Below are 26,215 nucleotides of genomic sequence, written 5' to 3'. Positions count from 1 at the left end.
AGGCGATTCGGCGCGCGACCCGGCCGCGCCCGGATCGCGCGCGGGACCATAGCCGCGCGCGTCATCGCTGCAAAGCCCCTTCGGGCCAAACCGCTTCGGGCTGTTCGCGAATTTCTCTTTTTCGGTTTGATTGCCCTGGTATTCTCGTGCGTAAATCGGTTGTTTCCGGCCTATGGATCGGTCCAAGAGAGGAAAACGGTCAATTCGTCGCGCTTTGGTGACCCTGATCGGCTTGCGGACATCGTGTCATACGCCTTAATGGATAGTTATAAACGCATCCGGTGCTGTGCTTGGGGTGCGGTTCGGGGGAGAGCGGTCTTTGTCCGACCCAGTTGCCGAGTTGATGGGTGAAACGTCCCATTCCTCCGACGAGGCACGACTTTACCGTCTCCAGTTCCTGGCGTCGCTCTCTTTGGTTGCGTCGCTCGTGATCGGGCTCGGCGCCTACTTCATCTGGCAGCACTGGCGGGACTTCGAGGCGGACCTGCGCCAGTCCGAGACGCGCTACGTCGCGGAGCAGCGCGACACGCTGGCGCGGGAGGTGGACAACGCCGGATCCTACATCGCCTACATCCGCTCCCGGATGGAGCCGCTGCTGCGGGAGCAGCTGCGCGCCCAGGTGGATGACGGCTACTACATCGCGCGGACCATTTACGAACGCGAGAAGAGCCACCTGCCCGACCAGCTGCTGAAGCCCATGATCAAGGAGGCGCTGCGCCCGCTGCGCTTCTTCGACGGGCGGGGCTACTACTTCATCATCGACACGGCCGGCGACGGCATCCTGCTGCCCATCGAGCCGCAGCGGGAGGGAACGTCGCTGCGCGACCTCCAGGACGACACCGGCGACCGCTTCGTGCGGCGCCTGCTGGAGGCCGCGGGCGACTACGGCAGCTATGCCTCGGTCCGCTACCGCTGGTACGCGCCGGCGACGCCCCATGTGACGCAGGACAAATTCTCCTACGTGCGGCGGTTCGAGCCCTACGACTGGCTGATCGGCGCCGGTGAGTATGTGGAGGCGCTGGAGAACAAGCTGAAGCGGGAGGCGTTGGACCGGCTCCGCGCCGTCCGCTTCGGCGAGACGGGGACCATCGCCGTGCTGCGCGACGACAGCCGCATCCTGCTGTCGCCGACCACGCCGGCGGTGGAGGGGCTGCGGGTGGAGACCATCCCGGACGCGTCGGAGCGGGGCTTGGTGAGCCGCCTGCTTGACCTCGGGCGCGGCGGGGGCGGGGAGCTGCGCTACGACTGGGTGAACCCGGAGACCGGACGTCCGGCCTCGAAGATCGCGCTGGTGTCCAAGCCCGACGCGTGGGGCTGGATCGTCGTCGCCAGCTTCACCGTCAACGACCTCGCCGCCGAGATGGAGAACCGCCGGGCGGAGGTGGGCCGCGGCGTCCGCCTGCGCATCCTCACCACGCTGGGCGCGCTCGGCATCGCGCTGGCCGCGTCGGTGGCGCTGTCCTGGCTGGTCACCGGCTGGATCCGGCGCATCGTCGGCACCTACCGCCGCAGCATGCGGCAGAGCGACAGCATCCTGCGCGAACGCGCGCGCCAGCTCTACCTCGCCAATTTCTTCGTCGACCACGTGTCCGAGATCGTGGTTCTGGCCGACGCCGGGCTGCACATCGCCTACGTCAACCCGTTCGGCTGCGCCGCGCTGGGTGCGCCTGCGGACGAGTTGGCCGGCAGCCACGCCGACCTGCTGGTCGCCTTCAAGGAGAACGGGTCCAAAGAAAACGGGGTCAAGGAGAACGGAGGCCGCGAATACGGCGGCCCAGGAAGCGGAGGTGCGGCGTCCGAACATTACGAGACGCAGTACCGGACGCGCGACGGGCGCGTGCTGGAACTGGAGGTGACCGCCAGCCGCGTCACCTACGAGGGTGAGGATTTCTACTGCGCCATCGCCCGCGACATCTCCGAGCGCAAACGGGCGGAGTGGGAGCTGCGGCTGTCCGCCAAGGTGTTCGACAACGCCGCCGAAGGCATGGTCGTCACCAACGAGCGCAACCGCATTGTGGCGGTGAACGATGCCTTTTGCCGCATCACCGGCTTCAGCCGCGAGGAGGTGATGGGCGAGGTGCCGGCCATGCTGGCGGCCGGCGGGCCGGACAACGCCTTGCAGGGGGCCTTTCAGGGGGACATGTGGGAGCGGCTGCACGAGGTCGGGCACTGGTCGGGCGAGATCTGGACCGTGCGCAAGTCCGGCGAGGCCTTCCCCGAATGGCTGAGCGTCCAGGTGGTGCGCAACGAGGCTGGGGAGGTGGTGAACCACATCGCCGCCTTCTCCGACATCACGGAAAAGCGCGCGCAGGAGGAACGCATCCGCCATCTGGCCCAGTACGACTTCCTGACCGACCTGCCCAACCGCTTCCTGCTGCGCGACCGGCTGGAGCGCGCCATGGCAACCGCCGTCCGCCACGGCACCAAGGTCGGCCTGCTGTTCGTCGACCTGGACCGCTTCAAGACCATCAACGACAGCCTGGGCCACGCCATCGGCGACAATCTGCTGCGCGCGGTGGCGGGGCGGCTGTGCGAGACGGTGCGGGCGAGCGACACGGTCAGCCGCCAGGGAGGCGATGAGTTCGTCATCCTGCTCAACGATCTGGACCACTCCGACGGCGCCAGCGCGGTGGCCCGCAAGGTTCTGCGCGCCATGTCCGAGCCCTTCGCGATCGACGGGCACGAGCTGCAAATTTCCCCGTCCATCGGCATCGCCATGTACCCGGACGACGGGGACAGCATCGACGCGCTGTTCAAGAGCGCCGACATGGCCATGTACGCCGCGAAGGAGTCGGGCCGCGCCAACTACCAGTTCTTCACGCCCGACCTGAACAAGCGCGCGTCGGAGAGGCTGTGGCTGGAAAGCAACCTGCGCCACGCGCTGGCCGACAACGAGATGGAGCTGCATTTCCAGCCGCAGTTCTCCGTGGACGGGCGCCGGCTGGTCGGGGCGGAGGCGCTGGTCCGCTGGCGCCGCCGCGATGGGCAGCTGGTGCCGCCCGGCCAGTTCATCCCGGTGGCGGAGGACACCGGCCTGATCGTCCAGCTCGGCGACTGGGTGCTGGGGGAGGCCTGCCGCCGCGCGGCGGAGCTGCACGCCCAGGGCCACCGCCTGCTGATCGCCATCAACCTGTCGGCGGTCCAGATGCGCCGGCCGGGCCTGGCCGACCGGGTCGCCTTCTGGCTGGCTGCCTACGACCTGCCGCCGGAGTGCCTGGAACTGGAGGTGACGGAGAGCGTCCTGATGGACGACTCCGACATGGTCGCCACCGCCTTCGCCCGCCTGCGCGAAATGGGGGTGGCGCTTGCCATCGACGATTTCGGAACCGGCTATTCCAGCCTCAGCTACCTGAAGCGGTTCCGCGTCGACAAACTGAAGATCGACCGGTCCTTTGTGCTGGGCCTGACCGACGGCTCGGACGGCGGCGCCATCACCGAGGCGATCATCGGCATGGCCCGCTCGTTGAACATGCAGACCATCGCCGAGGGCGTGGAGACGGAGGAGCAGTTCGGCTTCCTCGCCCGCCTCGGCTGCGACCAGATCCAGGGCTACCTGCTCGCCCGCCCGATGCCCTTCCGCGACCTGGTGACCTTCATCGGCGAGCACAAGGACATGGTGGAGTCGGCGCTGGACGAGCCCGTGGGGTGAGGGGCCGGCTTCCCCTCGATGTCCCTACATCAGCCCCTGCGCCTTGAAGCTCGCGTGCTTGCCGCGGCCGACGATGACGTGGTCGTGCACCATGACGCCGACGGCGTGGGCGGCGCGCACGATCTCCTTGGTCATTTCGATGTCGGCGCGGCTGGGCGTCGGGTCGCCCGAGGGGTGGTTGTGCACCAGGATGATGGCGCTGGCCGACAGTTCCAGCGCGCGCTTCACGACCTCGCGCGGGTAGACCGGCGTGTGGTCCACGGTGCCGGTCTGCTGCACCTCGTCGGCGATCAGTTTGTTCTTGCGGTCGAGGAACAGCAGGCGGAACTGCTCCGTCGGCTTGTGCGCCATGGCGGCGGTGCAATAGTCCAGAAGCGCCTGCCAGGAGGCCAGGACCGGCCGGTTCATCACCCGCTGCCGCATGCCGCGCAGCCCCGCCGCCCCGACCACCCGGATCATGGCGACCGCCTTGTCCGACGCCAGCGACACGCCATCGACATTGCAGCCGCGCAGCCGCTCCGGCGGCGCGTTGACGACGGTCCATAGGTCCCCGAACTCCCGGATCAGGGCCTTGGCGAGCGGCTTCACGTCGCGGCGCGGGTTGACCGCGAAGAGGATCATCTCCAGCAACTCATGGTCCTGAAGCGCGTCCGGCCCGCCCTCCAGGAACCGGCTGTAGAGCCGCGCCCGGTGCCCCTGGTAATGGGCCTCGTCCGTTCTGGTGCCGGGCTCGGGGGTGTCGGAGTCCGGCGGGTCCAGGTCCAACCCAAACAGATCCGCGCCGGCGATGCCCGCCGGCGCGCCCGCGTCCCTCATGCCCTTCCTGGTTTTGCGTTCGGCCATTCCGGCGCTGTCCTACATAGGTGTGCGCCGGACTATACCTCTTCCGCGGGAAAATCGCACCGGAACTGCGTCGGGAAATCCGCTCAGACCGCGACCTTGGCTTCCTCCGCGGGAAGCTCGTAGGGCGGCTTGGTGTAGCCGGCGGGAGAGAGGGTGAAGATCTCGCAACCGTCCTTGGTCACGCCGATGGAATGCTCGAACTGGGCCGACAGGGACTTGTCCTTGGTCACGGCGGTCCAGCCGTCGCCCAGGATCTTCACGTCGTAACGGCCGGCGTTGATCATCGGCTCGATGGTGAAGATCATGCCTTCCCTCAGCACCACGCCGGTGCCGGGGTTGCCGAAATGCAGGACCGACGGCGGTTCGTGGAAGACGCGCCCAAGCCCGTGGCCGCAGAAGTCGCGCACGACGGAGAAGCGGTGGCCTTCCGCGAAGGTCTGGATGGCGTGGCCGACGTCGCCCAGCGTGGCGCCCGGCTTCACCTGGGCAATGCCGATCATCAGCGCGTCGTAGGTGACCTCCACCAGCTTCTTCGCCTTCACGCCGACGTCGCCGCACAGGTACATGCGGCTGCTGTCGCCATACCAGCCGTCGAGGATTGGGGTGACGTCGATGTTCAGGATATCGCCGTTCATCAGACGCTTCTCGCCCGGGATGCCGTGGCAGACGACGTGATTGACGGAGATGCAGTTCGCCTTCGGAAAGCCGCGGTAGCCGAGCGGCGCCGGCACGCCGCCGTGGTCGCGGATGTACTGCTCCAGCAGCCGGTCCAGCTCGCCGGTCGTGACCCCCGGCTGCACGTAGGGCGTGATGAAGTCGAGCGTCGCGGCGGCCAGCCGTCCGGCCTTGCGCATGCCCTCGAAGTCCTCCGGCCCGTGGATCCGGATGCGATGGGAATCGAGGTCGTTGTGGTCCAAGAGAGTAGCCCCTGTTGATCGGCCCTGCGGCCGGTAAGCAATAATGTCGCGCACCCGTCCCGGCGATCAGTCCATGCGGATCGGCAGCGGCCGGTCCAGCTCGATCGCCTCCGGTGTGATCCTACAGGACCAGCACACGGCTTCCACCCCCGATTCGCGTGCGCGGCGCAGGCCTGCGTCGTAGGTGGGATCGATGTCGGCGGCAACCCGGAAGTAGGCGCAGTCGTTCCGCTGGACAAGGTACACCATCACGGCCCGCGCGCCCTGGCGCACCATCTCGGCCATCTCTTCCAAATGCTTCGCCCCGCGGGCGGTGACGCAGTCCGGGAACTCGGCGCCCAGCCCGTCGCCGCTGCCCGGCCGGCGCAGGTGGACGTTCTTCACCTCCACATAGACCGGCGGACGCCCTCCGTTCTGGGCATCGTCCTCCAACAGCACGTCGATGCGGGAGTTCTTTCCGTATTTCACCTCGCGCCGCAGGCGGGGGTAGCCGGCCAGTTCCGGGATCGTGCCGGCGGCGATTGCCGCAGCGACCAGCCCATTGGGGTGCGCGGTGTTGACGCCCACCAAGGTCCCATCCGCCTCCACCAATTCAAGAGTGTGGGCGAGCTTGCGATTTGGGTTGTCCGACCGCGACAGCCAGACGGCGGAGCCCGGCGCGTCGACGCCGATCATGGTGCCGGAATTGGGGACGTGGGCGGTCACGACCTCGCCGCTCAGCTCGACATCGGCGAGGAAGCGTTTGTAGCGGCGGACGAGGCGGCCTTGAAGGAGGGGGGTGGGGAAGCGCATCTTGTGGGCTAGGTTAAAGCCGCCCCTTCCTTCCGGCAAGCCTGCCGGACCACCCCTGCGCCATCCGAGACCGGAGCCGTCCGCGCATGACCACGCTTGAATCGAATCCCACGGCCGCCAATCCGACCGCCGCCGTCCTGATCATCGGCAACGAGATCCTGTCCGGCCGCACCAAGGACGCCAACCTTCCGCACATCGCGGAAAAGCTGGGCGGGATCGGCGTCCTCCTGCGCGAGGCCCGCGTCGTCCCGGACGTGGAGGAGGAGATCATTGCGGCGCTGGACGCGCTGCGCGCCCGCTACAGCTACGTCTTCACCACCGGCGGCATCGGCCCGACCCACGACGACATCACCTCGGCCTGCGTCGCCAAGGCCTTCGGCGTGGCGCTGGAACGCAACCCGGAGGCCGTCGCCCGGTTGGAACGGCATTACGGCGACCCGTCGAAGCTGAACGAGGCGCGGCTGCGCATGGCCAACATCCCAGCCGGCGGTGAGCTGATCGACAACCCGATCAGCGCGGCGCCGGGCTTCCGCATCGGCAACGTCTTCGTCATGGCCGGTGTGCCGAACATCATGCAGGCGATGCTCGACGGCGTCCTGCCCCGCCTGCAGGGCGGCCCGGCCCTGCACGCCCGCACCGTGGCCTGCGAGCTGGCGGAGGGCGTGATCGCCGCCGAACTTGGCGCGTTGCAGGACCGTCACCCGGAGCTGGAGATCGGCAGCTACCCCTATTTCCGGAACGGCTACTTCGGCGTCAGCCTCGTCCTGCGCGGCACCGACGAGCCCCGGCTGGAGGCCGCGACGGAGGAGTTGGCGGGGATCGTGCGCCGGCTGGGCGGCACGCCCAACATCACGGTTGGTACGAAAGGCTAGTGGCCGGATACGTCGGAAGTTGCTTGGTGCGACATATTGTCGCGACACTATACAAGATTATGTTGGGACGAGAGGGAGTGACGATGTGAAGCGTCGTGCCATGAAACCTTTCGAAAAAGCGGCCGTCCTGTTCCTGTTGAAACACTTGCTGTCGGGGGTTGCCGGGGCTGTCGTGCTCGGCACCGGCCTCCTCGTGTTCGACGTCGCCAACTTGGCGACGCTGATGGGCAGCAGCGATCACGGCATCATCGCCGCGGTGATGCTGTACGCCGGTTTGATTGTCACCTTCGGCAGCGTGGCGATGGGGATCGGCGTGATGACCCTGAACGAGGACACGCGTCCCTGACGCGCGGGCCCCGGCGCGGCTTGCCCGGAGGCAAGCGGCCTAAAAGGGTCCGAAGGTCTGGTAGGCCCAGACCAGCACCACGATGACGGCGGCCCAGACGGCCGCATAGGGCAGCCATGTGCGCCGGTTCCGGCCCAGCGCCGCCGGCACGACGAGCACCGCCACCATCAGAAGACTGACCAGCCCCAGCCAGTTGAACGACTCCATCCCCGCCCTCCGGTAATCGTTGAGGTTGCGTGGGAAAAATATGGTGATTCCGTCCCAAGCGTGCACGGTTCTTGACCAAACGCCTCCCGATTGTCTAAGTCAATCGGGCGGAGCGGAGGGCTGCATACAATAATATGCAACCCCGACGGGCGCGTTTGATTGCGTCTGGACACCGATCCGCCGACGGTGCGCGGGCGTGGCGGAATTGGTAGACGCAAGGGACTTAAAATCCCTCACCCTCTGGTATGCGGGTTCGAGTCCCGCCGCCCGCACCAGCTTGAAAATAAACAGAAGAGTCTGGCGCGGATAGCCGCCTCAGTTTGCGGCTGGAAGGATGGAGGATCCACCATCCGTGCGCCGCGCCTCGATATTCCAGCCACTTCCGCTGCGCACCGTTGCGCCGATCAGGCCGGCGGCTCGATCGGCGGGAAGATCAGGGCCAAGAGGATTCTGACCTGGACGAGTTCTTGGAGCAGCGTCGCTGAAAAGCCGTCCGACACTTGATCACGGACAAGCGCCCGGTCCGTAAATGCGGGTATCGGTGGGCACGACAACACGCTCCACCACGTTCGAGCAGTCCACCGCCATGACGGGTCGCCGCCTCATCCGCAACCGCAGTGTCGGGAGAACCGCTTCAAGCGGCTTCGCCCGGACGCATGGGGTCGGACGGCGCAGGCCGTCGTCGGCCCGAGGATGGGTCGGGATGGCGGTGTGCCTCGCGGTGTTGGCGATCCTGGTGCAGACGATCGTCCCGGACTTCGCCATGGCGGCCCGGCAGCAAGCTCCAGTGGTTGCGGCCCAGCACGTCCAGCACGCCCTTCACCATCATCCCGACGGGGCGGCGTGGCCCGCCAAGTCGGCGCCGGCCGACCGGCACCCGCATGAGGAACTGTGCGCGTTCTGCCTCGCGCTGAACACGCACGGAACGCCGACCCACCCCGGAGCGGAGCTTGCCGTTCCGGTGAGCTATGCAGCGGCCGTGGTTCTTGCACAGCCGGGGATTCGTCCGCCGCAACTCTTCTTCGTTGGAAGCGGGCCGCGCGCACCGCCGGCCGCCGAACAGGTCTGATCGTCCACAGCCGGGCGCCGACCGCGCCTTTGACGGATCCCCGCATCTGATCCCTCTGCCCGATCCCTGTTCGGAGCCACCATGAAACACGTCCACGCCCTGGCGCTCGGCGCCGGGCTGCTGTGCCTGGCCGCTGCGGCCGGCACCGCCTCGGCACACGTCTCGCTGGAAACCCGCGAGGCCCCCGCCGGCAGCTATTACAAGGCCGTCCTCCGTGTGCCGCACGGTTGCGCCGGCGCCACCACCACGGCGGTCCGCATCCGTCTGCCGGAGGGGGTGATCGGGGTCAAGCCGATGCCGAAGCCGGGCTGGGAGCTGGCGACCAAGGAAGGCGATTACGCCCAAGCCTACGAATCGCACGGCCGCACCATCACCCGCGGCGTCACCGAGATCGCCTGGACCGGCGGCTCCCTGCCGGACGGCTGGTACGACGAGTTCATCTTCCTCGCACAGCTGCCCAAGCGGTCGGCCGGCACGGTGCTGCCGTTCCCGGTCGTGCAGGAGTGCGGGACGACGGCCAGCCGTTGGATCGAGCTTCCCGAACCCGGAAAGCCGGAAGGGCGCGAACCGGCACCGACCGTGACGCTCACCGCCGCCCCGAACCGCTGAGCGGCCCCGTCCGCCAGTTCATCAGCGACACAACGCGCGCCGCTGCGCACGCTGCCTTCGCGCGTGGCTGGCCACGCGCGGAGCAAGGAGGCTTCCGTGCCGAACCATGATCTCTCGGTCATCGGTCTCTTCGTCGCCGCCGATCCGGTGGTGAAGGGTGTGATGATCCTGCTCGTCCTCGCCTCGGTGATCTGCTGGGCGATCGTTCTCGACAAGGCGGTGGCGCTCGGGCGCGCCAAACGGCAGACGCAGCGTTTCGAGGCGGCCGTCGCGGAGGGCGCCGACCTCGACACGGCCGACGCGCCGGGCCTCCTGGCCACCATCGCCGCCGCCGCGCGCCGGGAGGCCCTGGACCACGACCCCGGCGAGAGCCGCGCCGCCACGCGCGACCGGCTGGAGCGTGCCATGCGGGTCGCCATGGTGGAGGAGCTGCGCCGGCTGGACGCCCACTTGCCGGTGCTCGCCACCGTCGGTTCGTCGGCGCCCTTCGTCGGGCTGTTCGGCACGGTGTGGGGCATCGTGCACAGCTTCACCGCCATCGCCCAATCGAACGACACCAGCCTCGCCGTGGTGGCGCCCGGCATCGCCGAGGCGCTGTTCGCCACCGCCATCGGGCTGGTCGCGGCGATCCCCGCCGTGGTCGCCTACAACACGCTGACCGGCACGCTGGGCCGGCTGTCGCAAAGGCTGTCCGTGGCCATCGGCCGGCTGGCCGGCCGCATGGCGCGGGAGCGCGTCGTCCACCTGAAGGCGGCCGAGTGATGGGCATGGCACCGACCGATGGCGGAGTGGGGCTCGGGACGGGAGACGATGTCTCCTACCGCCCCGTCGCCGAGATCAACGTCACGCCCTTCATCGACGTGATGCTAGTCCTGCTCATCATCTTCATGGTGGCGGCCCCGCTGATGACGGCGGGTGTTCCCGTGCAGCTGCCCAAGACCGCCGCCCAGGCGGTCAGCCAGCCGCGCCAGCCGGTGGTCGTCAGCGTGGACCGCGACGGCCGCCTGTTCCTGCGCAGTGACGAGGTCGCGCCCGCCGACATGCCGGCGCGGTTGGCGGCGCTCGCCGCGGAGGACCCGGAGGCGGTCGTCCACGTGCGTGGGGACCAGTCCCTCAGCTACGGCCGCGTGATGGAGCTGATGGGGCAGGTGAGTCGGGCCGGCTTCACACGGGTTTCGCTGATGGCCGAAGGGCCGGCGGCGGCGCCGGCCGGCACCGGGAGGCCCTGAGCCATGGCCTGGATGGTCCGCCGTTGGGCTCCCGGTCTGTCGGTCTCGGCACACGCCGCGGTGCTGGCGGGTCTGATGGCGTCGCACGGGCTGCCCCCGCCGGCGCCGCCGGTCCTGCGCATCGAAGTTTCGTTGCCGCCAATCGAAGAGGCGCGCGCCGTTGAGGCCGAGCCGCTGCCGGAGCCCCCGGTCGTTCCGGAGGTGAGCGAGCCCGTTGTCCCGCCACCAATGGCCGCGGAGGTTCCCCCGGTGGAGCCGCCCACCGATCCGGAACCGCCGGTTCCGGAGGTGCCGCCACCGCCCGCTCCGGACCCCACGCCGCCTCCGGCCGTTCCGACGGCGGCGGTGTTGGTTCCACTGCCCCCTCCCAAGCCCCAGCGCCCGGTTCCGCCGAAGCCGTCGGCCGTGGTCCATCGGCCGCCGCCGGCCACCGTGCCGCGCGACGCGGCGCCCGCGGCGGCATCGTCCCCACCGGCCTCCGCCGCACCGGGCCCCGCGGCACCCCCGGCGCCCGCCCGCGTCGCCGGACCGCCGCCGGACTACCTCGCGGCGATTCAGGCCCGCCTCGCCCGCTACAAGGTCTATCCGCGCGCCGCCCAACTGGCCCGCGAGCAGGGCACGGTGCTGCTGCGCTTCGCCGTCGCGCGCGACGGGCGGGTGCTGTCCTGGACCATCGAGCGCGGCTCGGGCGTCGCGAGCCTGGACCGTCAGGTCGAAACGATGATCGAGCGCGCCGCGCCCTTGCCGCCGATTCCGGAGGGCATCGCCGCCGACCGGCTCGACATCGTTCTCCCCGTGCAGTTCGCCCTGCAATGAGGAAGTGGCCCCTGGCATGACGCGCCGCCTCCGCCCCCTTCCGCGCTGGACCGCCACGCTCGCCGTCGTGCTGGCCACAAGCCTGCTTCTGCTCCTGGTTCAGGTGCCGCGGCAGGCCGTGGCGATGCTGGCGGCCGGGATGGCCCAGGTGGTCGCGGCGGAGGCTATGTGTGTGCACGAAGGGGGCGGCGAAAGCCCGCCGCCGACCGCGCCCGACGCGCGGCACGACCATGCGCCCTGTCTGGCGTGCCAAGTGTGCTGCACGGCGCCGGCAACGCTGCTCACGGCGGATGTCGCCGTGCCGCGCCCATGGCGAAGGTATCAGCTTCGGGCGGTTCCCGCGAAGCCCCTCCCACGCCGCCGTCCACGCGGCCGCCGTCCCAACGCCCGTGCCCCGCCGGGTCCTCCCCACGCCTTCGCATCATCGTCGACGTGAATCATCGGCCGGCGCTGCCGCCGGCCCGAGGGGAGACCTCTTGTGACTCGTACCCAAAACATCGGCACGGGCGCCATCGCGCTTGCCACGCTTCTCATGATGACCACCGCGCTGTCGCCGGCCATGGCGCAGACCGCCACGCCCCCATCGCCCGCATCGGACAAGCCGATCACGCTGGACACGCTGACCATCAACGCGCAGGCCGCCGGCTCCCTGACCGCCCCGACCGCCGAGCAGGCGCGCGAGGACCTGAACCGGACGCCCGGCTCGGTCGGATTCGTGGACAGCGAGTCCTACAAGGGCCGCAACGCCGGGAACCTGCGCGATGTCCTTCAGGACACGCCCGGCGTCTTCGTTCAGAGCCGCTACGGCCAGGAGGTTCGGCTTTCGGTGCGCGGATCCGGCCTCGCCCGCGGCTACCACCTGCGCGGCCTGGAGGTGCTGCAGGACGGAATCCCGGTCAACCTCGCCGACGGCAGCGGCGACTTCTACCAGATCGACCCGCTGGGCCTGCGCTACACCGAGGTGTTCCGCGGCGGCAACGGGCTGGCCTACGGCTCCTCGACGCTCGGCGGGGCCATCAACTTCGTGACGCCGACGGCGCGGACCGCGGTGGCGCCCAACATCCTGCGGCTGGAGGGCGGCAGCTATGGCACGGCGCGGGCCAGCGGACAGGTCTCGCGGGACCTCGGCGACGCCGATTTCCTGATCAGCGGAACGGTGACCCACGCCGACGGTTTCCGCCAGCATTCGCGCCAGCAGGGCGAGCTGATCAACGGCAACGTCGGTTACCGCTTCAACCCTGACGTGGAGACGCGCTTCTACGTCGGCGCCTACATCGTCGACCAGCAGCTGCCGGGCGCCCTCAGCCTCGGCGACGCGCTGCACAACCCGACCAAGGCGGCGCCCAGCGCGGTCGCCGGGAACCAGTCGCGCATGACCTGGACGGAGCGGGTGGCCAACCGGACCACCGTCCATCTCGACGGTGGGCAGGTCGACGTCGACACGTGGGCGATCCACAAGAAGCTGTTCCACCCCATCTTCCAGGTCATCGACCAGGACGGCTGGACCTACGGCGTGGCGCCGCGCTACTCGACCTCCTTCACGGTCGGGGGCATGCGCGACGACCTGATCGTCGGCGCGCGGGCCTTCGCCGGCAACACCACGGCGCTGCAGTTCGTCAACGTCGCCGGCAGCCGGGGCGCGCAGACCGCCAACACCCGCCAGGACGCCCGCAACGTCGAGGCTTATGCGGAGAACCGGCTGTTCCTGACGCCGACCGTGGCCCTGATGACCGGCGCCAAGGTCCTGCGCAATGAGCGGGAGTTCACCGACAAATGGAACCCGCGCCGCGACTCCAGCCAGACCTACGCGGGCGTGAACCCGAAGATCGGCGTGCTGTGGGAGCCGCGGGCGAACGTCCAGGTCTTCGCCGACGTCACGCGCAGCCAGGACATGCCCGACTTCGGCGACCTGACGCAGACGCAGGCCAACGGGCGGCCGGGCTTCGTGCCGTTGCAGGCGCAGCACGCCTGGACCGCGGAGATCGGCACGCGCGGCGACGTCGGGCGCTTCGGCTGGGACGTCACGGCCTACCGCTCGATGCTGCGCGGCGAGATGCTGCAGTTCACCACCAACCCCGACATCCCGGCAGCCACCTTCAACGCCGGGCGCACGCTGCACCAGGGCATTGAGTTCGGCGCGCGCGCCGACGTGGTGCGGGATGTGTCGGGGCCCGGCGCCGGCGACAAGCTTGTCCTCGGTCAAGTGTGGACCTTCAACGACTTCACCTTCCGCAACGACCGGCAGTACGGCAACAACACCATCGCCGGCGCGCCCGAGCACGTCCTGCGCACCACGCTCACCTACAGCCGGCCCGACGGGTTCTACGTCACGCCGACGGTGGATTGGGTGCCGACCGGCGCCTGGGCGGACCAGGCGAACACGCTGCGCGCGCCGGGCTACACGCTGCTCGGGCTGCAGACGGGTGTCGAACTGCCCAACGGCGTCCTGCTGTTCGTCGACGCCCGCAACCTGACGAACAAGCACTACGTCAGCGACATCAGCACGGTCACCGACGCCCGCAAGGCCGGCACCCAGATCTTCTATCCGGGTGAAGGGCGCAGCGTGTACGCGGGCGTCCGCGCGACATTCTGAGGGTAGGGGGAACAGGGCCCGGTTGGTGCCGGGCCCTTTCGGCAAAACGGCAGTCCGTGGGTCTCCCGGACATCCCGGTGGACGAGCGGGACCGGGACCAAGGTGCCAGCGGCAATTGGGCCACACCGGTCAGAACAGCCTTATCCAAGTGGCGCGCGAGGCCGGTCAATCATGGATGATGAGCCCAATGGCATGGGGTTGGGCTCAACGGCTATGACAGCTGAGGCTTGGTATGAGCCATGGCTCATCGCTCTCGAAGGCCTATCCAATCCGAGGGTGCCCGCCACACACACTGAAGGTCAGTTGACGTAGAGGTACCGGGGAAACGGCCGTGCACCAGCTTCCGGACCGGCCGAAATCACTTCCCTGTTGCACTGCGGGGACGTACGCTCCAGCAGCAAATCAGGGTGGGAGGCGTTAGTGAAAAAAAACGTGCCGCACGTCCTTGTTGCAGAAGATGAAGTCTTGTGCGCCTTGTCTCTTTCATTCGATCTTCAAAAAGCTGGATATCGTGCGACAATAACTCATGATGGTTGGAGGGCTATTCAAGCCGATGCCCGTGATGAGGCGGATATACTGCTGACTGATCTTCAGATGCCGCGGCTGGATGGAATGGACCTTATCCGGTGTCTGAGAGCCAAGCGCCCAAATCTCCCCGTCGTTATCATGACCGGGCGAACGCTGGAGCGCGGCACGCTGGACGAGTTTCGCGGCCCAACCATGTGCATCAGCAAGCCCATCAGCGACGCGCAACTGTTCAGCGCCTTGCGGTCCCTGCTGGCCTTGTCGATCACGACAGACCGAGAAAACCGCGCCAGTAGCGCTGTCCCATCGTCGTTGAACTTAGCTCTCAGCTGAGACTCTGGGACAGTTTCACCGCCTTGCCTTCTGGAGTTGCAGAGCCGAGAATCGCGGAAGCCCAGACCGACGGGGGCCGGTCTGGGCTCCAGGGAAAGAGCGTAGGGCGTGAGGGGTGCTGCGTTACTTCTGGATGCCGAAGGCGTTCTGCTTGGCGAAGTTGCCGATGCCGGCGGCCAGGTTGTTGGCCTGGAACTGGTTGCCGCCGCCGAAGGGCACGCCGAGAGGACCGACCTTCGGGGTCTTCTGGATCACGGTGCCGTTCTGGACCGCGAGGTTGCCGACGCCGGCCGCGGTGTTGTTCATGTTGATGATGTTCGGGCCGCCGAGCAAGCCGCCACCCTTCTGCTTGGTGAAGGCGTTCTGCACCGCGACGTTGCCGACGCCCGCGGCGGTGTTGTTCAGGCTGGTGATGTTCTGCGCCATGGCCGGGGCGGACAGCAGGGCCAGCGTGGCGAAACCGGCGAGCAGCGAGGTGCGGATCATGGTGGTCTCCTGGGTGTGAGGCCAGGGCCCGCGCCCCGGCGTTGTCGATGACCAGACCCTACCCGCAGCCGCCCAGCCCGGCTGTGAGCCGGTCCACACCGCATTGGAAATGGCGGTGCCGTCGCCGACGGCAGCCAGTTGAACGCTGCCGTCACCGGCGTGAGCGCCGACGGCACATGGATTCTCTTCGCCACGCCGCCCTTCACCATCCCGCCGACGGACACCACCTCGTCCACCGACATGCAGCGCACGGTGGGCGGCGTCAGCGAGACGGTGAAAGACAGTGCCCGCAGCGGGCCGATCGAACGGCACCGATGGGGGCGGCGGGGGCTCGGCGGTGGGGCCTGATGGTCACGCCCCGGCCTTGATCGCCTCGACCATGGCGTTGAAGACGGCCTTCGCCTCCGCGGCGCTGCGGGACGGCAGTTCGGCCCGGCCGGCCTCATAGACCAGAGCGCCGTCCGGGGCGGACTGCATGACGTCGAGAAGCGCGTCCAGAACCTCCTCCGGCGATGCGGCGCCGGACGCGACCGAGGGGGCCGCCGTCTTGATCCACCGCGCCAACCTTTCGCGCATGGCCCATTCGCTCGTGGACGATTCCGCCGAAGTGCTCATGCTCGTATCGCCTGTCAGGGACATCCTGACGGAACGATACGGTCGGCCGCCGGCGTTGTCACTCCGCCGTCACCACAACCGTGCCGGTCATGTGCGGGTGCAGCGAGCAGAAGTAGGGGTAGGTCCCCGGCTCCGCGAAGGTCATGGAGAAGCGCTGGTCGGTGTCCAGCACCGGAGACTTCCAGGGCCGGTCGCTGCCGGCGAGCTTGTGCGGGATGTCGTCGGCGTTCAGCCAGGTCACCGCGGTTCCCTTCGGGACGGTGATGACCGGCGGGTTGAAGGTGAAGTTGTCGATCCGTATCTCGACGGGCCCGGCCGCGCGCGCCTGTGGCGGTGCCGCGGCAAGGAGCGCGAGGGCGAGGGCGGCGCCCGGCAGCGCCCCGGCCATGCGTCGGACGATGGTCATGTCCATGCCTCCCCATGTCATTCAACGATGGTCATCCGATGAGCGGTGTGTCGACGAGGGCCAGGGGCGCCGTGCCGGGCACATACTCGACACGGCTGACGCCCAGCATGCGCCGCAACTGGTCCGCCGGTACCTTCATCGGCCCGGGGGAGGGCGCCGAACCGGGGGCCGGCTGCGGGAAGGCGGTGGACATGGCGGTGTGGAAGGCGATGCGGCCCTCGACCTTCTGCATCACCTGGTGGATGTGGCCGTTCAGCACGGTCACCGAGCCGAAGCGCCGCAGCGCGGCCAGCGCGCGCTCCGAATCGGCCGTGCCCCAGCCCCATTCGGGATAGACCGACCACAGCGGGATGTGGGCCAGCACGACGATGGGCGTGCTGTCCGCGCGCCCGCGCAGGTCGTCCTCCAGCCAAGCCAGCTGCTCCTCCCCGAGGTTGCCGAGGCCGCCGGCCTTCAGGTCCATGACGTTGACCAGCGCCAGGAAATGCACCCCGGCTTCGTCGAAGCTGTACCAGCCGTTGCCCCGGGCGTCCCGCGGGGCGTAGCGCTCGCGGAAGGCGGTGGCGGTATCGTCCAGCACGTCGTGCTCCCCCGGCACCACATGCAGGGCGCCGGTCTTCAGGCCGCCCAGCAGCTGGGCGGCGGTGTCGAACTCCTCCGGCTTCGACAGGTGGGTGACGTCGCCGGTGTGGACGGCGAAGGCGGGCCGGACGGGCAAGGCGTTGACGCCGTCGATCGCCGCGCGCAGCGTCGCCCCGACGTCCGGGTTGGCCTCCTTGTTGAAGCCGATGTGGCTGTCGCTGACCTGCACGAAGGTGAAGCTGTTGGGCGTGGATCCGCCGGGGGGCGCCGCTGCCGCGTCGCCAATGAGACCAAGGGAGCGCGGCACGCCGCCCGCCACCGTCCACAGCACCCCCGTTCCCACCCAGGCCATGCAGGACAGGGCGGTGCGCCGGCTGAGTCCCTGCTCCTGGTCGGTCCGCGACGCTTTCTCGATCCGGGTCATGGTCGATCCTCCTTGCGGGTTTGCGAACATCGCACCCGGTCCTACCGGCGCTGGCCGCGGAATATTCCACCTCTCTTGCATCGCTGGGATGGAGGCGGCGCCTGCGCTAGCGTGGAGGGGAGGGAATAAGCGCGCGCCGATCCCGGTAGGACAGGGGAGAGCCGGCGCCAAGCCGCCGTACAGACCGGGGGGCCGCCCTTGCCGAACAGCCGCCAAGCCACGCGCTTCGAGGACACGGTGCTGCCCCATCTGGACGCCGCGTACAACTTGGCGCGTTGGCTGACCCGCAACCATCACGACGCGGAGGACGTCATGCAGGACGCCTTTCTGCGGGCCTTCCGCTTCTTCGGGGGCTGCCGCCCGGGAGACGCCCGGCCGTGGCTGCTGCGCATTGTGCGCAACGCCGCCTACGACTGGCTGCGCGCCAACCGCCCGGCGGAGCTGTGCAGCCTGGATGAGCATGGATTAGAGCACGGGAATGGGCCGGGCGACGACCCCGACTGTGTCCTGGACGGCCGGACGGCCGCGCCCGACGACCCGGAAACCCACGCGATGAAGGAGGCGGAGCGCCGGCTGGTCAACCGGCTGATCGCCGACCTGCCGGTCGCCTACCGTGAGGTGATCGTGCTGCGCGAACTGAACGACCTGTCCTACCGGGAGATCGCCGGGATCGCCGGGGTGCCCATGGGCACCGTCATGTCGCGCCTGTCGCGGGCGCGGCAGATGCTGCAGGCGGCATGGGACGCGACAAACGCAACGGAGGGACCGCGTGGACTGTAGCGACACCCGCCGCCTGATCGACGCCAGCCTCGACGGGGAGCTGGACCTGCCGGCGCAGCTTGCGCTGGAGGCCCACACCGCCGCCTGCGCCGCCTGCCGGGAGGCTTATGCCCGCCGCCGGGCCCTGGTCCGGCGCGTTCGTGTCGGGGGCGAGAGCTTCGCCATGCCGGACGCGCTGCGCCGGCGCCTGCTGGACTCCCTTCCGCAAGGCGAGCCCTCGCCAAACCCGGTGCCGGCACCCGTCCGGCGCTGGCCCTGGGGGAAGGCCTGGAGTTGGCCCTGGGCTTGGCTGACCGGTGGCCTGTCGCTGGCCTCGGCGGCGCTCGCCGTGGCGCTGACGCTGGTCGTCATCATGCCCGGCCGTGACGCGGCGCTGGAGCGGGATCTTGTCGACGCCCATCTGCGCTCGCTGATGGCCGACCATCTGACCGACGTGCCCTCGTCCGACCGGCACACGGTCAAGCCCTGGTTCAACGGGCGGATCGACCTGTCGCCGCCGGTGCCGGACCTTGCCGAGCAGGGCTTCCCCCTGGCCGGCGGGCGGCTGGACTATGTGGATGGGCGCCCGGTGGCCGTTCTGGTCTACCGGCGCGCCCGCCATGTCATCAACCTGTTCGTCTGGCCGGAGCCCGCGGACCCCGCCGACGCGCCCCGATTCCGCGGCGCACAGGGCTACAACGTCCTGCACTGGACCGGCCCAGGCCTTGCGCTGTGGGCGGTGTCCGACCTCAACCGCGGGGAGCTGGAGGACTTTCAGCGGCTGTGGTCGCAAGCGAGCCGGTCCTCCTGATGCCGCTCAGCGTGTGGCCGACGGCGTCGCTGCGGACGTGGCGGACCGGTTTTCAGCGCGCTTTGCGGGAACATTCATCCTGCAATAACGTGGAAGCGGTGATCAGCATCACCAATGACCGGAATTTGAATATTATGTCGCAGATATACGCGGTAAAGTAACCCATGCCGGTGAAGATCCGTGCGCGGAGGAGCGCCCGGCGGCGGTGTCCAACAGCGATGCGGAGTGGCGATGCGGTTCTTGGTCTTTTCGGCGGCGGGGGCCACGCTGCTTCTGGGCGCGTGCCAGACGACGGGATACAGCTCGGGCGAACGGGTGGAGATGGATTGCGCCCGGTCGCCGATCCAGTCCAGCTGGAACAACGCCTACACGCCGAGCTATGGGAAGTGTGTTCGCGTCACGCCCGACGGTGCGACGCTCACCGCCTTCGTCTTCGGCCGTGACTTCGAGATCCCCGGGGGGCAGTCCGGCGTGCTCTACATCCAGGCGATGAACCACACGCACGTGGAAAATCTGGGCGTCCGGGAAACGCTGAAGACGAACAAGATTGTCGACACCAACGCGCGCGGCTGGGGGGAGGTCGAACGGATCGAGGCCGGTGGACTGGCCTATCAGGCTGTCTCTTTCACCATGAACGGCAAGGCCTGCGTGGGCTTCGTGGCCTACCGCGGTCCGCAGCAATATTCCGCCGGCTTCAGCGAATCGGTCCGCGGCCACGCCTGCGCCAACCGCATGACCCTGGCCGACGCGCGGACCTTCCTGTCGTCGCTGAGTTTCGACCCCTCCCGCGCGGACGGCGCGCCGACCAAGCCCTTCACTCCGCCGCCCGAACGAAAGGCCAAGCCCAAGCCGTCCACCCAGCCGGCCTGACCTCGATAGGGCGGTTTCTGAAACGATCTGTTAACCATGTTTCCGTATTCTGCGACTTTCCGTCCTTTTCCGTACGAGAATCGCCGCCATGCTGTCCGATACGTCCCTGCGGGTTGACGACCTGACGCCGGAGGAAGTCGCCACCGTTGCGCACGCGTACCTCGCGGCGCTTGAGGAGGGCGAGCACGAAACGGCGTTCGACGTGGCCCTGGAGGCCCTGCGCGCCTGCCGGCCGCAGCTGCCGCTGAACGTCGCCGCGGCCGAGCTGGAGATGCTGCTTGCCGAGCTGCCGCCGGTCGCGGCGCAGGCGACGACCCTGCCGCGCGACGCCGTCGCCCTGGCGTAAGGCACAGGAAAAAGGGCCCTGTCCCCGTCAATGGGGGCCGGGCCCTTTTCCTTTTTGTGGCTCAGGCGCCCCGGCGCGCCCGGTAGTGGGCGAGCAGGCACGGGCAGAGCGTTTCCAGATGCGCGTCCAGCGCCGCGTCGCGCGGCTTGTCGCGGAACCGCTCCGACACCTCCCGGCCCTGCACGTTGCCGAAGACGATCTCCATGCGCTGGAACAGGTCCGGCATGTGCCGCCACAGGTCGCCGATGATCGCGTCGTGCCGCCGGGCGAAGCCGTGGAAGCTGTCCTCGACCGGCCAGCCCAGCGCCGACACGCGCGCCGGCACCGCGGGGTCGCGGGCGACGAAATCCTCGTACTCCACCACCGCGTCGAATTGCGCCCGTTCCGCGAAGATCTGGTCCATCAACCGGAACTTTTCGTCGATCGGGCCGGACAGGTTGCCGTAAGGCTTGGTCTTCAGGCTCTGGTAATTGTCGCGCGGATCGCGGAGCAGCAGGATGGTCTTGTCGGGCTGGAACCGTTCGATGTGGACGGCCAGCGGGAAGGTGGTGGTGACCACCGCCTTTGCCACCATGTCCATGGGCGGGTCCACCCGCGGGGCCGCGTGGCTGTTGGGGATGTCCACCAATCCCAGGCAGTCCGGCCGCTGGGCGAGGAACAGGGTGAAGGCCGTTGCCCCGCTCGACTGCATCCCGTAGACGAGAAGCTTCATGGCGCGGCCGGGGTTGCCGCGGTGGGCGGGGTCAGCCAGTTCTCCGCGATCTCCCCGCTGATGAACAGGTAGCGGCGGGTGTGCGGAGTGGGGTGGCGCAACCCGACGCCGTGGATGGCATCGATGCCCTGCGGGAAGATGACCATCGTGTTGGCGCGGTAGGGCACGGTCGCCACCACCTCCACCGCGTCGTCAGGCAACTGGAACACGTCCAGATTCGGGATCGGCCCGTTCTTCCAGCGGAACAGCTGGAGGTCGCCGCCGACCGCGTCGTCGTCGGGGTGGCGCAGGTAGAGCAGTCCCGTGAACAGCCGGTTCATGGTGTCCAGATGCGCACCCCGCGACACCGACGGGCCGGCGGTCACCGGCGTGTTGATCTCCGCCCGCGCGTCCTGGAGGATGCGCGCCGTCCCGTGGTCGTCGCGCAGGACCATGCCCATGCTGTGGCCGAGCAGCGACCCGCCGAGCGCCGTCTTCAGCGCGTCCGGCCAGTGGTCGCGGAACAGCGCCGCCACCTCCGCGAAAAAGGCTGGGGAGCTGTGGTAGCGGGTGAACTCCTTCCAGGCCGGCGCCACGGCGTCCATGGTCGACGCGAGCCAAGCGGACAGCTGGTAGCGGCTGTTGCTGGGCGGTGGCCGGTCCGGGTTGGCCCAGCCCATCAAGCCGAAGGGCGGGAAGCCCGCGCTGAGCGCCGCGTAGGTCTCCGCGTCCAGCACGTCGGTCTTCACAACGTGCGGGTACGGATCAAGCCGGATGTCGGCCGGCGTCACGCCGGAAAGCAGGGATCGCATGCCTCTTTTTTAGACGGTTCGGCAGCCATGGTGCAACTATCATTCGAATACTGGCGGAGATTATCTCTGTGTTTCTGCTGCGAGGAACTGGGCCAAGTCGGTCTGCAAGGCCGCCAGCGACTCCGGGCTTCCACCGACGGTTGCGCCGCGACCGCCTGGGCTGTTCCGATTCAGCACGTTTTGCAGACGGGTGACCGGCCGGTCCACGTTGTCGAAGGAATGGGCCGCGCCCACGTACAGCCGCAGTTCCATCGGCGCCGCGCCGTGATGGCGTGCCAGCAGCGTCTCGCAGGCGGGGGCGGGGGTCCAGTCGTCGGCCGCCCCGATGCCGATGAAGACGGGAATCCGATAATCGGCCTCCTGCCGCACCTTGTAGCCGCAGGCCGGGTACAGGGCCAGCGCCGCCCGGAAACGGGGAGCATCGCTCCGCCGCTCGTTCGGCTTTCCGTTCAGCGGGCGCAGGGAGGCGGCGTCCAGCGCGATGCCCGCCCCGTGGGAGAAGCCCATGACCAGCACCGAGTCGGCGCGCACGAAGGGTTGCGCCGCCAAGTAATCGAGCGCGCCGAAGGCGTCCGCCCCGCGCATGCTCCAGGTGACCACCCCGGCGTCGTGGCAGATCTCCTTCACGCCGCGCGGGCCGAAGCTGTCCACCGCGAAGACGGCGTAGCCGCGTTCGGTGAAGAAGCGGCGCCAGACCGCCGTGTTGCGCTGGATGCCGCCGCAGCCGTGCAGAAGGACCGCGGCCGGGAATGGACCCGGCCCGTCCGGCCGACTGAGATACCCGACGAGGTCCAGCGGCGCGTCCGTCCCCAGGTCGGCGCGGCTGGCGAAGCTCACCCGCTCCATGCCCGCGACAGGGCCACTGGCGGTTGGATCGGCGGCTCTTGCGGCCGTGGCTCCGATCAGGAGGGCGAGGCAAAGGATGGCCAGGGCGAACAGGTGGCGGCGCGGCATGGGGGAGGCCCGGCGGTCGGGTGGAGAGAGCGCCATCCTGGCACGCTCGCCGCCGCTGCGCCATGCGGCAAAGCCGCGGCGGGGGCCGCGAAAAAGCCCTCTCCCCCCTGGGGAGAGGGTTTGGGTGAGGGGGCGCCCGAAGGGCGTCAACCCACTGCAATGAGCCTGCGTTTCCGGCCTGCGGCCGCCCCCTCATCCCAACCTTCTCCCGCTCTCGGCGGCCAGAGGCCGCCTGTCGCCGGCAGCGCCCGCAAGCGGGCGCGAGAGGCCAGGGGGGAGAAGGGATAGCTGGCGCCTCCTACAACCCCGTCCGCGGCTTGGACCGGTCGGTGGCCCTGTCGGAGGCCGTGTCGGTGGTCTTGTCGGCTGTCTTGGTCACGCCTGGGTCGATCAGCGGCTGGAGCGCCGGGGCGATGCTCTTCAGCAGCTGGGCGGGCAGGGCGCTGGTGAAGTGGTAGTTGTCGGCCTCCGGCCCGTGCACGAAGGCGGTCATGGTGCCGAAGAAGCGGTCGCCGATGTAGAAGGCGAAGGTCGCCGTCCGGTTCACCGCGCGCGATTCGATCAGGTGGCCGCCGGGGCCGTAGCGGTCGAGCCGGTGGTCGCCGGTGCCGGTCTTGCCGCCCATCGGAATGACTTGCCCCGACGCGTCCTTGAAGGAGCCCCAGACCCGCTTGGCCGTGCCGTTCTGCGCCACGTCCATCAGCGCCTTGCGCAGGGTCGAGGCCACCTCCGGCTTCATCACGCGCTGGCCGCGCATCTCGCCCAGGCCGACGATGGCCTCATAGGGCGTGCCGGCGGCAAAGTGCAGTTTCTTCACGCGCACGGTCGGCTGGCGGACGCCGTCGTTCTGGATGATGCCCACCAGCTCCGCCAGCGCGGCCGGCCGGTCGGCGGAGCTGCCGATGGCGGTGGCGAAGGACGGCACCAGCGTTTCGAACGGGTAGCCCAGCTTGCGCCACTGCTCGGTGATGCGCTGGAAAGCTTCTTCCTCCAGGCCGATGCGGATGCGCGTGTTCTGCGCCGCCTGTCCCTTCTTGAACAGCCACTTGTAGCTTTCCTGGCGCTGCTGGACGCTGGCCTCCAGCGCCTCGTGCCGCTTGGCGTCGGGGTGCTTCTGAAGGTAGGCGACCAGCCACAACTCCAACGGGTGGACGCGCGCGAGGTAGCCGAGGTCGTTCAGCGGGAACTTGTCCGGTCCGTACTTGGAATAGAGCGAGGCGATGTCGCCGTCGTCCAGCTTGGCGTCGGGCAGGCGGGCGCGCAGGAAGGCGCCGAACTCCTTCACGCCCGCGTCGGGACGGACATAACGGAAGATCACCGACAGGCGGTGCGGCATGGGACGGGACCGCGCTGCCAGCATGGTCAGCGCCTCGTCCGGCGTGCGCTTGCGGTAGCTGCTGTAGAAGCGGTTCAGGAAGTCGCTGCCCTCCTTGTCCGCGAAGCGGGCGAGGTAGGCTTGGCGGGCCGGATGGTCGGGGTTGTGGAGGATGTCGGTCGAGTCGTCGCCGCCCTCCGCCATGTAGAACTGCACGATGTCGCGCATCAGGCGGATGAAGGGCAGGTTGACGGAGTTCCGCAGCGCCTCCGTCAGCGGCATGATGCTGCCGTTGTCCTTCGGGTTGAAGTTCACGAAGGTGTGGACACCGCCGCCGGTGAAGAAGGCCTCCCCCGGGTTCGCCGAATAGCGGCGCTCCATGGCAGCGTCGAGCATGGCGCCCAGGCCGCGGCCGGGGCTGGCGGCCAGCCAGCTGGCGGCCCAGCGCGTCAGGTTGTCGGACGCCTCCTCCTCCACGTCGGCCAGGAAGTCCTTGGGCAAGTGGGCGTAGCGGGTGTGCAGCTCCGCCACGATCTCCAGGTAGGTGGACAGCGTGCGCAGCTTCGCCGTGGAGCCCAGGTCGAGCTTGGCGCCCTCGTTGATGTCCAGCGGCTGGTCCAAATTGTCGGCCTGGACGCGCAGGTAGTTGGCGTCCGGCCCGCGCTCGTACAGCGTGACGGAGTAGATGATCTTCGACAGGTCGCTGTTCTTGACGTCCAGCAGCCGCTCCCCCGTCAGGCCCATCTGGGCGGCGAAGGCCGGCTCGTTCAACTTGGCCAGCACCTCCACCACCCGCTGCTGGGTCGGCGCATCCAGCGTGCTCTCCGCCGTCAGGTCTGTGCGGTCGAGCTGGTAGAGGCTGGGCACGCCCAGCATGGACAGCAGGCGCGCGCGGATGGCGTTGGTCGCCTTCTGCTCCACGAAGTTGGCGCTTTGCGGCTGCGGCGGCTCGTCCCGGAACTTCAGCGTCAGGTTCAGGGCGGCGTCGCGCAACGTCTCGTCGATAACGCCGGCCTGCTGGATCACGCGCAGGTGGCTGTTCGCCAGCCGCTCCAGCGCCTGCCGGTCCTGGATCAGGTAGTAAGACGGGCGGCGCTGGGCCAGCAGCAGGCTCAGCACCTGCTTGTAGGCCAGGGCCTTCAGCTGCAACGCGCGGGCGTCCGCCGGCTCCTCCGACAGCACCTTCTCGGCAATGGCGAGGTCGGTGCCGAACCAGGCCCACAGCCCGTCGCCCAGCCCGTTCACCTCGCCGAAGCCGGCCCGCGCGGTCAGCGGCGTGGAGTTCAGGTAGTCCACCAGGATGCGGCGGCGGTGCGCGCCCGTCTCCTCGCCATCAAGGTAGGCGCGCACGCTGGCGGAGAGCATCTGGCGCAGCTTCTCCGTCACCCCGGTGGTCTGGCCGTCGGGGGAATGGCGGTACTTCTCGATCTGCGTGGCGAGCGTGGAGCCGCCGGGGGAGCGCGAGCCCGGCTTCAGCCACTGCACCGGCAGCATCAGCACGGCGCCGGCGAAGCGGTCCCACTCCACCGCCGGGTTGCGGCGCGGCTCGTCCTCGTTCAGCAGCTCGCGGTTCTCGATGAACAGCAGGGTCTTGGCGACCAGCGGCGGCACGTCCTCGAAGCTGGTGAAGGTCCGCTCCGGGTAGCGGGCGGAGAACATGGTGGCGCCGCTGCGGTCCAACAGGGTGAAGCCGGCCCGCGTCTTCTCGTGGTAGATGGGGAAGCCGCCCGCGGCCATGAAGGAATCGAGCTTCGGCGAGATCTGCGCCTGCATCTCGATCGTGTACATGTCGTCGGTCAGCGACTTCAGATAGCTCGGCAGGCCGATGTAGCCGAGGCGTTCGTTGTAGGGGCCCTGGGTGGGGGTGCGCGCGGCCGGGTTCGGCCCTTCGCGCAAGGTGTAGGTCATGTCGCGGGCGTAGGCGGACAGCAGCCGGGCCTGCAACCGCGAGGTGTTCATCTCCTCCCGCGCGGCATAGCCGACGCCGGCCGCCGTCGCCGCGAAGGCTAAACCCCAGATTGCACGGCGCCACCACACCCGAGTCATGTCGGCTCCAGCCTGTCCCTCGCGGATTGCAACGAAAACCACCGCGAATTGGTTAAAATGCTGGCGAACCTCGTCCAGCGATGCGGCCGAAATGTAGGGGTCGGTTGGTTAATAACCTGTGTAACTCTTTCCCGCCAAGGCTGTCGAATCCACCTCGAAATCGGCGTAACACCAATTCGTGGCGTTCCGTGGCACCGATGCCACGAATTCTCTTCTGAGTGGTGTGGTTAAGACTGTCAAACCCTTGCGGTTTGCCTGTTCGAAACCGCTTCGCCGGTCGGGACAGCCGAACGGGTAT

28 protein-coding genes and 1 tRNA gene are annotated in these 26,215 nt (G+C 68.7%); 17 read left to right on the top strand and 12 right to left on the bottom strand.

Annotation, left to right across the window (positions count from 1 at the left end; all coding sequences use genetic code 11):
• The first annotated feature begins 319 nt into the window (after window positions 1-319).
• On the top strand, window positions 320-3,649 hold the full coding sequence (locus tag M2351_RS12880) for an EAL domain-containing protein (RefSeq protein WP_264656448.1): 3,330 nt from the start codon (window positions 320-322) through the stop codon (window positions 3,647-3,649).
• Between the two features lie 24 nt (window positions 3,650-3,673).
• Here the strand turns inward: M2351_RS12880 and radC are convergent, their stop codons facing one another.
• The 3 genes from radC to sfsA all read right to left on the bottom strand — a co-directional run bounded on the left by radC (window position 3,674) and on the right by sfsA (window position 6,201).
• The gene (radC, locus tag M2351_RS12875) at window positions 3,674-4,492 is read right to left on the bottom strand and encodes a RadC family protein (protein ID WP_264656447.1); all 819 of its coding nucleotides are present in this window, start codon (window positions 4,490-4,492) and stop codon (window positions 3,674-3,676) included.
• Between the two features lie 83 nt (window positions 4,493-4,575).
• Window positions 4,576-5,409 (bottom strand): type I methionyl aminopeptidase, encoded by an 834-nt coding sequence (map, locus tag M2351_RS12870; RefSeq protein ID WP_264656446.1) that lies wholly within the window; start codon window positions 5,407-5,409, stop codon window positions 4,576-4,578.
• Between the two features lie 66 nt (window positions 5,410-5,475).
• Window positions 5,476-6,201, bottom strand: coding sequence for a DNA/RNA nuclease SfsA (sfsA, locus tag M2351_RS12865; RefSeq protein WP_264656445.1), 726 nt, complete (start codon window positions 6,199-6,201; stop codon window positions 5,476-5,478).
• A gap of 86 nt (window positions 6,202-6,287) precedes the next feature.
• Here sfsA and M2351_RS12860 point away from each other — a divergent pair, with 86 nt between their 5' ends.
• The gene (locus M2351_RS12860) at window positions 6,288-7,073 is read left to right on the top strand and encodes a competence/damage-inducible protein A (protein ID WP_264656444.1); all 786 of its coding nucleotides are present in this window, start codon (window positions 6,288-6,290) and stop codon (window positions 7,071-7,073) included.
• A gap of 85 nt (window positions 7,074-7,158) precedes the next feature.
• Complete coding sequence (locus M2351_RS12855) at window positions 7,159-7,419, top strand: hypothetical protein (protein ID WP_264656443.1); 261 nt, start codon at window positions 7,159-7,161, stop codon at window positions 7,417-7,419.
• Between the two features lie 39 nt (window positions 7,420-7,458).
• Here M2351_RS12855 and M2351_RS12850 read toward each other — a convergent pair whose 3' ends face one another.
• The gene (locus tag M2351_RS12850; RefSeq protein ID WP_264656442.1) at window positions 7,459-7,626 is read right to left on the bottom strand and encodes a hypothetical protein; all 168 of its coding nucleotides are present in this window, start codon (window positions 7,624-7,626) and stop codon (window positions 7,459-7,461) included.
• Window positions 7,627-7,816: 190 nt separating this feature from the next.
• Here M2351_RS12850 and M2351_RS12845 point away from each other — a divergent pair.
• The 9 genes from M2351_RS12845 (at window position 7,817) to M2351_RS12810 (ending at window position 14,800) form a co-directional block, all read left to right on the top strand.
• Window positions 7,817-7,901 (top strand) — tRNA-Leu (locus M2351_RS12845).
• Window positions 7,902-8,329: 428 nt separating this feature from the next.
• Window positions 8,330-8,695, top strand: a complete 366-nt coding sequence (locus M2351_RS12840) for a DUF2946 family protein (protein ID WP_264656441.1) — start codon at window positions 8,330-8,332, stop codon at window positions 8,693-8,695.
• A gap of 81 nt (window positions 8,696-8,776) precedes the next feature.
• Complete coding sequence (locus M2351_RS12835; protein ID WP_264656440.1) at window positions 8,777-9,304, top strand: YcnI family copper-binding membrane protein; 528 nt, start codon at window positions 8,777-8,779, stop codon at window positions 9,302-9,304.
• Between the two features lie 96 nt (window positions 9,305-9,400).
• Window positions 9,401-10,066, top strand: a complete 666-nt coding sequence (locus M2351_RS12830; RefSeq protein ID WP_264656439.1) for a MotA/TolQ/ExbB proton channel family protein — start codon at window positions 9,401-9,403, stop codon at window positions 10,064-10,066.
• A gap of 5 nt (window positions 10,067-10,071) precedes the next feature.
• The gene (gene tolR / locus M2351_RS12825) at window positions 10,072-10,533 is read left to right on the top strand and encodes a protein TolR (RefSeq protein ID WP_264656438.1); all 462 of its coding nucleotides are present in this window, start codon (window positions 10,072-10,074) and stop codon (window positions 10,531-10,533) included.
• A gap of 3 nt (window positions 10,534-10,536) precedes the next feature.
• Window positions 10,537-11,349: an energy transducer TonB family protein gene (locus tag M2351_RS12820; RefSeq protein ID WP_264656437.1), complete on the top strand. Its 813-nt coding sequence runs from the start codon at window positions 10,537-10,539 to the stop codon at window positions 11,347-11,349.
• Between the two features lie 16 nt (window positions 11,350-11,365).
• Complete coding sequence (locus M2351_RS45065; protein ID WP_406567381.1) at window positions 11,366-11,785, top strand: DUF2946 family protein; 420 nt, start codon at window positions 11,366-11,368, stop codon at window positions 11,783-11,785.
• 42 nt (window positions 11,786-11,827) lie between these two features.
• Entirely contained in the window at window positions 11,828-13,942 is a 2,115-nt protein-coding gene (locus tag M2351_RS12815) for a TonB-dependent receptor family protein (RefSeq protein WP_264656436.1), read from the top strand.
• A gap of 420 nt (window positions 13,943-14,362) precedes the next feature.
• Window positions 14,363-14,800: a response regulator gene (locus M2351_RS12810; RefSeq protein WP_264656435.1), complete on the top strand. Its 438-nt coding sequence runs from the start codon at window positions 14,363-14,365 to the stop codon at window positions 14,798-14,800.
• A 123-nt stretch (window positions 14,801-14,923) separates the two neighbouring features.
• On the opposite strand, the gene M2351_RS12805 is transcribed toward M2351_RS12810, so the two are convergent.
• Window positions 14,924-15,286 carry a hypothetical protein gene (locus M2351_RS12805; protein WP_264656434.1) on the bottom strand — a complete coding sequence of 121 codons (363 nt, stop codon included), beginning with the start codon at window positions 15,284-15,286 and terminating at the stop codon, window positions 14,924-14,926.
• Window positions 15,287-15,424: 138 nt separating this feature from the next.
• Between M2351_RS12805 and M2351_RS12800 the strand changes: the two genes are divergently transcribed.
• On the top strand, window positions 15,425-15,634 hold the full coding sequence (locus M2351_RS12800) for a hypothetical protein (protein WP_264656433.1): 210 nt from the start codon (window positions 15,425-15,427) through the stop codon (window positions 15,632-15,634).
• 3 nt (window positions 15,635-15,637) lie between these two features.
• On the opposite strand, the gene M2351_RS12795 is transcribed toward M2351_RS12800, so the two are convergent.
• From M2351_RS12795 to M2351_RS12785, 3 genes are all read right to left on the bottom strand, one after another.
• A complete protein-coding gene (locus M2351_RS12795; RefSeq protein ID WP_264656432.1) occupies window positions 15,638-15,862 on the bottom strand; it encodes a hypothetical protein in 225 nt (74 codons plus the stop codon).
• 97 nt (window positions 15,863-15,959) lie between these two features.
• Entirely contained in the window at window positions 15,960-16,307 is a 348-nt protein-coding gene (locus M2351_RS12790) for a cupredoxin domain-containing protein (RefSeq protein ID WP_264656431.1), read from the bottom strand.
• Between the two features lie 31 nt (window positions 16,308-16,338).
• On the bottom strand, window positions 16,339-17,313 hold the full coding sequence (locus M2351_RS12785; protein WP_264656430.1) for a metallophosphoesterase family protein: 975 nt from the start codon (window positions 17,311-17,313) through the stop codon (window positions 16,339-16,341).
• A gap of 198 nt (window positions 17,314-17,511) precedes the next feature.
• Here M2351_RS12785 and M2351_RS12780 point away from each other — a divergent pair, with 198 nt between their 5' ends.
• The 4 genes from M2351_RS12780 to M2351_RS12765 all read left to right on the top strand — a co-directional run bounded on the left by M2351_RS12780 (window position 17,512) and on the right by M2351_RS12765 (window position 20,099).
• Entirely contained in the window at window positions 17,512-18,093 is a 582-nt protein-coding gene (locus M2351_RS12780) for a sigma-70 family RNA polymerase sigma factor (protein ID WP_264656429.1), read from the top strand.
• Complete coding sequence (locus tag M2351_RS12775; RefSeq protein ID WP_264656428.1) at window positions 18,083-18,883, top strand: anti-sigma factor family protein; 801 nt, start codon at window positions 18,083-18,085, stop codon at window positions 18,881-18,883. Before M2351_RS12780 ends, M2351_RS12775 begins: the two co-directional genes overlap by 11 nt.
• A 231-nt stretch (window positions 18,884-19,114) precedes the next feature.
• On the top strand, window positions 19,115-19,753 hold the full coding sequence (locus M2351_RS12770; protein ID WP_264656427.1) for a hypothetical protein: 639 nt from the start codon (window positions 19,115-19,117) through the stop codon (window positions 19,751-19,753).
• Between the two features lie 88 nt (window positions 19,754-19,841).
• Entirely contained in the window at window positions 19,842-20,099 is a 258-nt protein-coding gene (locus M2351_RS12765; protein ID WP_264656426.1) for a hypothetical protein, read from the top strand.
• Between the two features lie 61 nt (window positions 20,100-20,160).
• Here the strand turns inward: M2351_RS12765 and M2351_RS12760 are convergent, their stop codons facing one another.
• The 4 genes from M2351_RS12760 to M2351_RS12745 form a co-directional block, all read right to left on the bottom strand.
• Window positions 20,161-20,811, bottom strand: a complete 651-nt coding sequence (locus M2351_RS12760; RefSeq protein ID WP_264656425.1) for a hypothetical protein — start codon at window positions 20,809-20,811, stop codon at window positions 20,161-20,163.
• Window positions 20,808-21,602 (bottom strand): 2OG-Fe(II) oxygenase, encoded by a 795-nt coding sequence (locus M2351_RS12755; RefSeq protein WP_264656424.1) that lies wholly within the window; start codon window positions 21,600-21,602, stop codon window positions 20,808-20,810. The genes M2351_RS12760 and M2351_RS12755 overlap by 4 nt, the downstream gene beginning before the upstream one ends.
• 60 nt (window positions 21,603-21,662) lie before the next feature.
• Complete coding sequence (locus M2351_RS12750) at window positions 21,663-22,592, bottom strand: dienelactone hydrolase family protein (RefSeq protein WP_264656423.1); 930 nt, start codon at window positions 22,590-22,592, stop codon at window positions 21,663-21,665.
• A gap of 262 nt (window positions 22,593-22,854) precedes the next feature.
• A complete protein-coding gene (locus M2351_RS12745; protein ID WP_264656422.1) occupies window positions 22,855-25,917 on the bottom strand; it encodes a transglycosylase domain-containing protein in 3,063 nt (1,020 codons plus the stop codon).
• Window positions 25,918-26,215: the final 298 nt, after the last annotated feature.

Origin of the sequence: Azospirillum canadense, assembly GCF_025961225.1 — a bacterium.
GTDB classification, from domain to species: Bacteria; Pseudomonadota; Alphaproteobacteria; order Azospirillales; family Azospirillaceae; genus Azospirillum; species Azospirillum canadense.
This window is presented reverse-complemented; position numbering and strand designations above follow the sequence as displayed.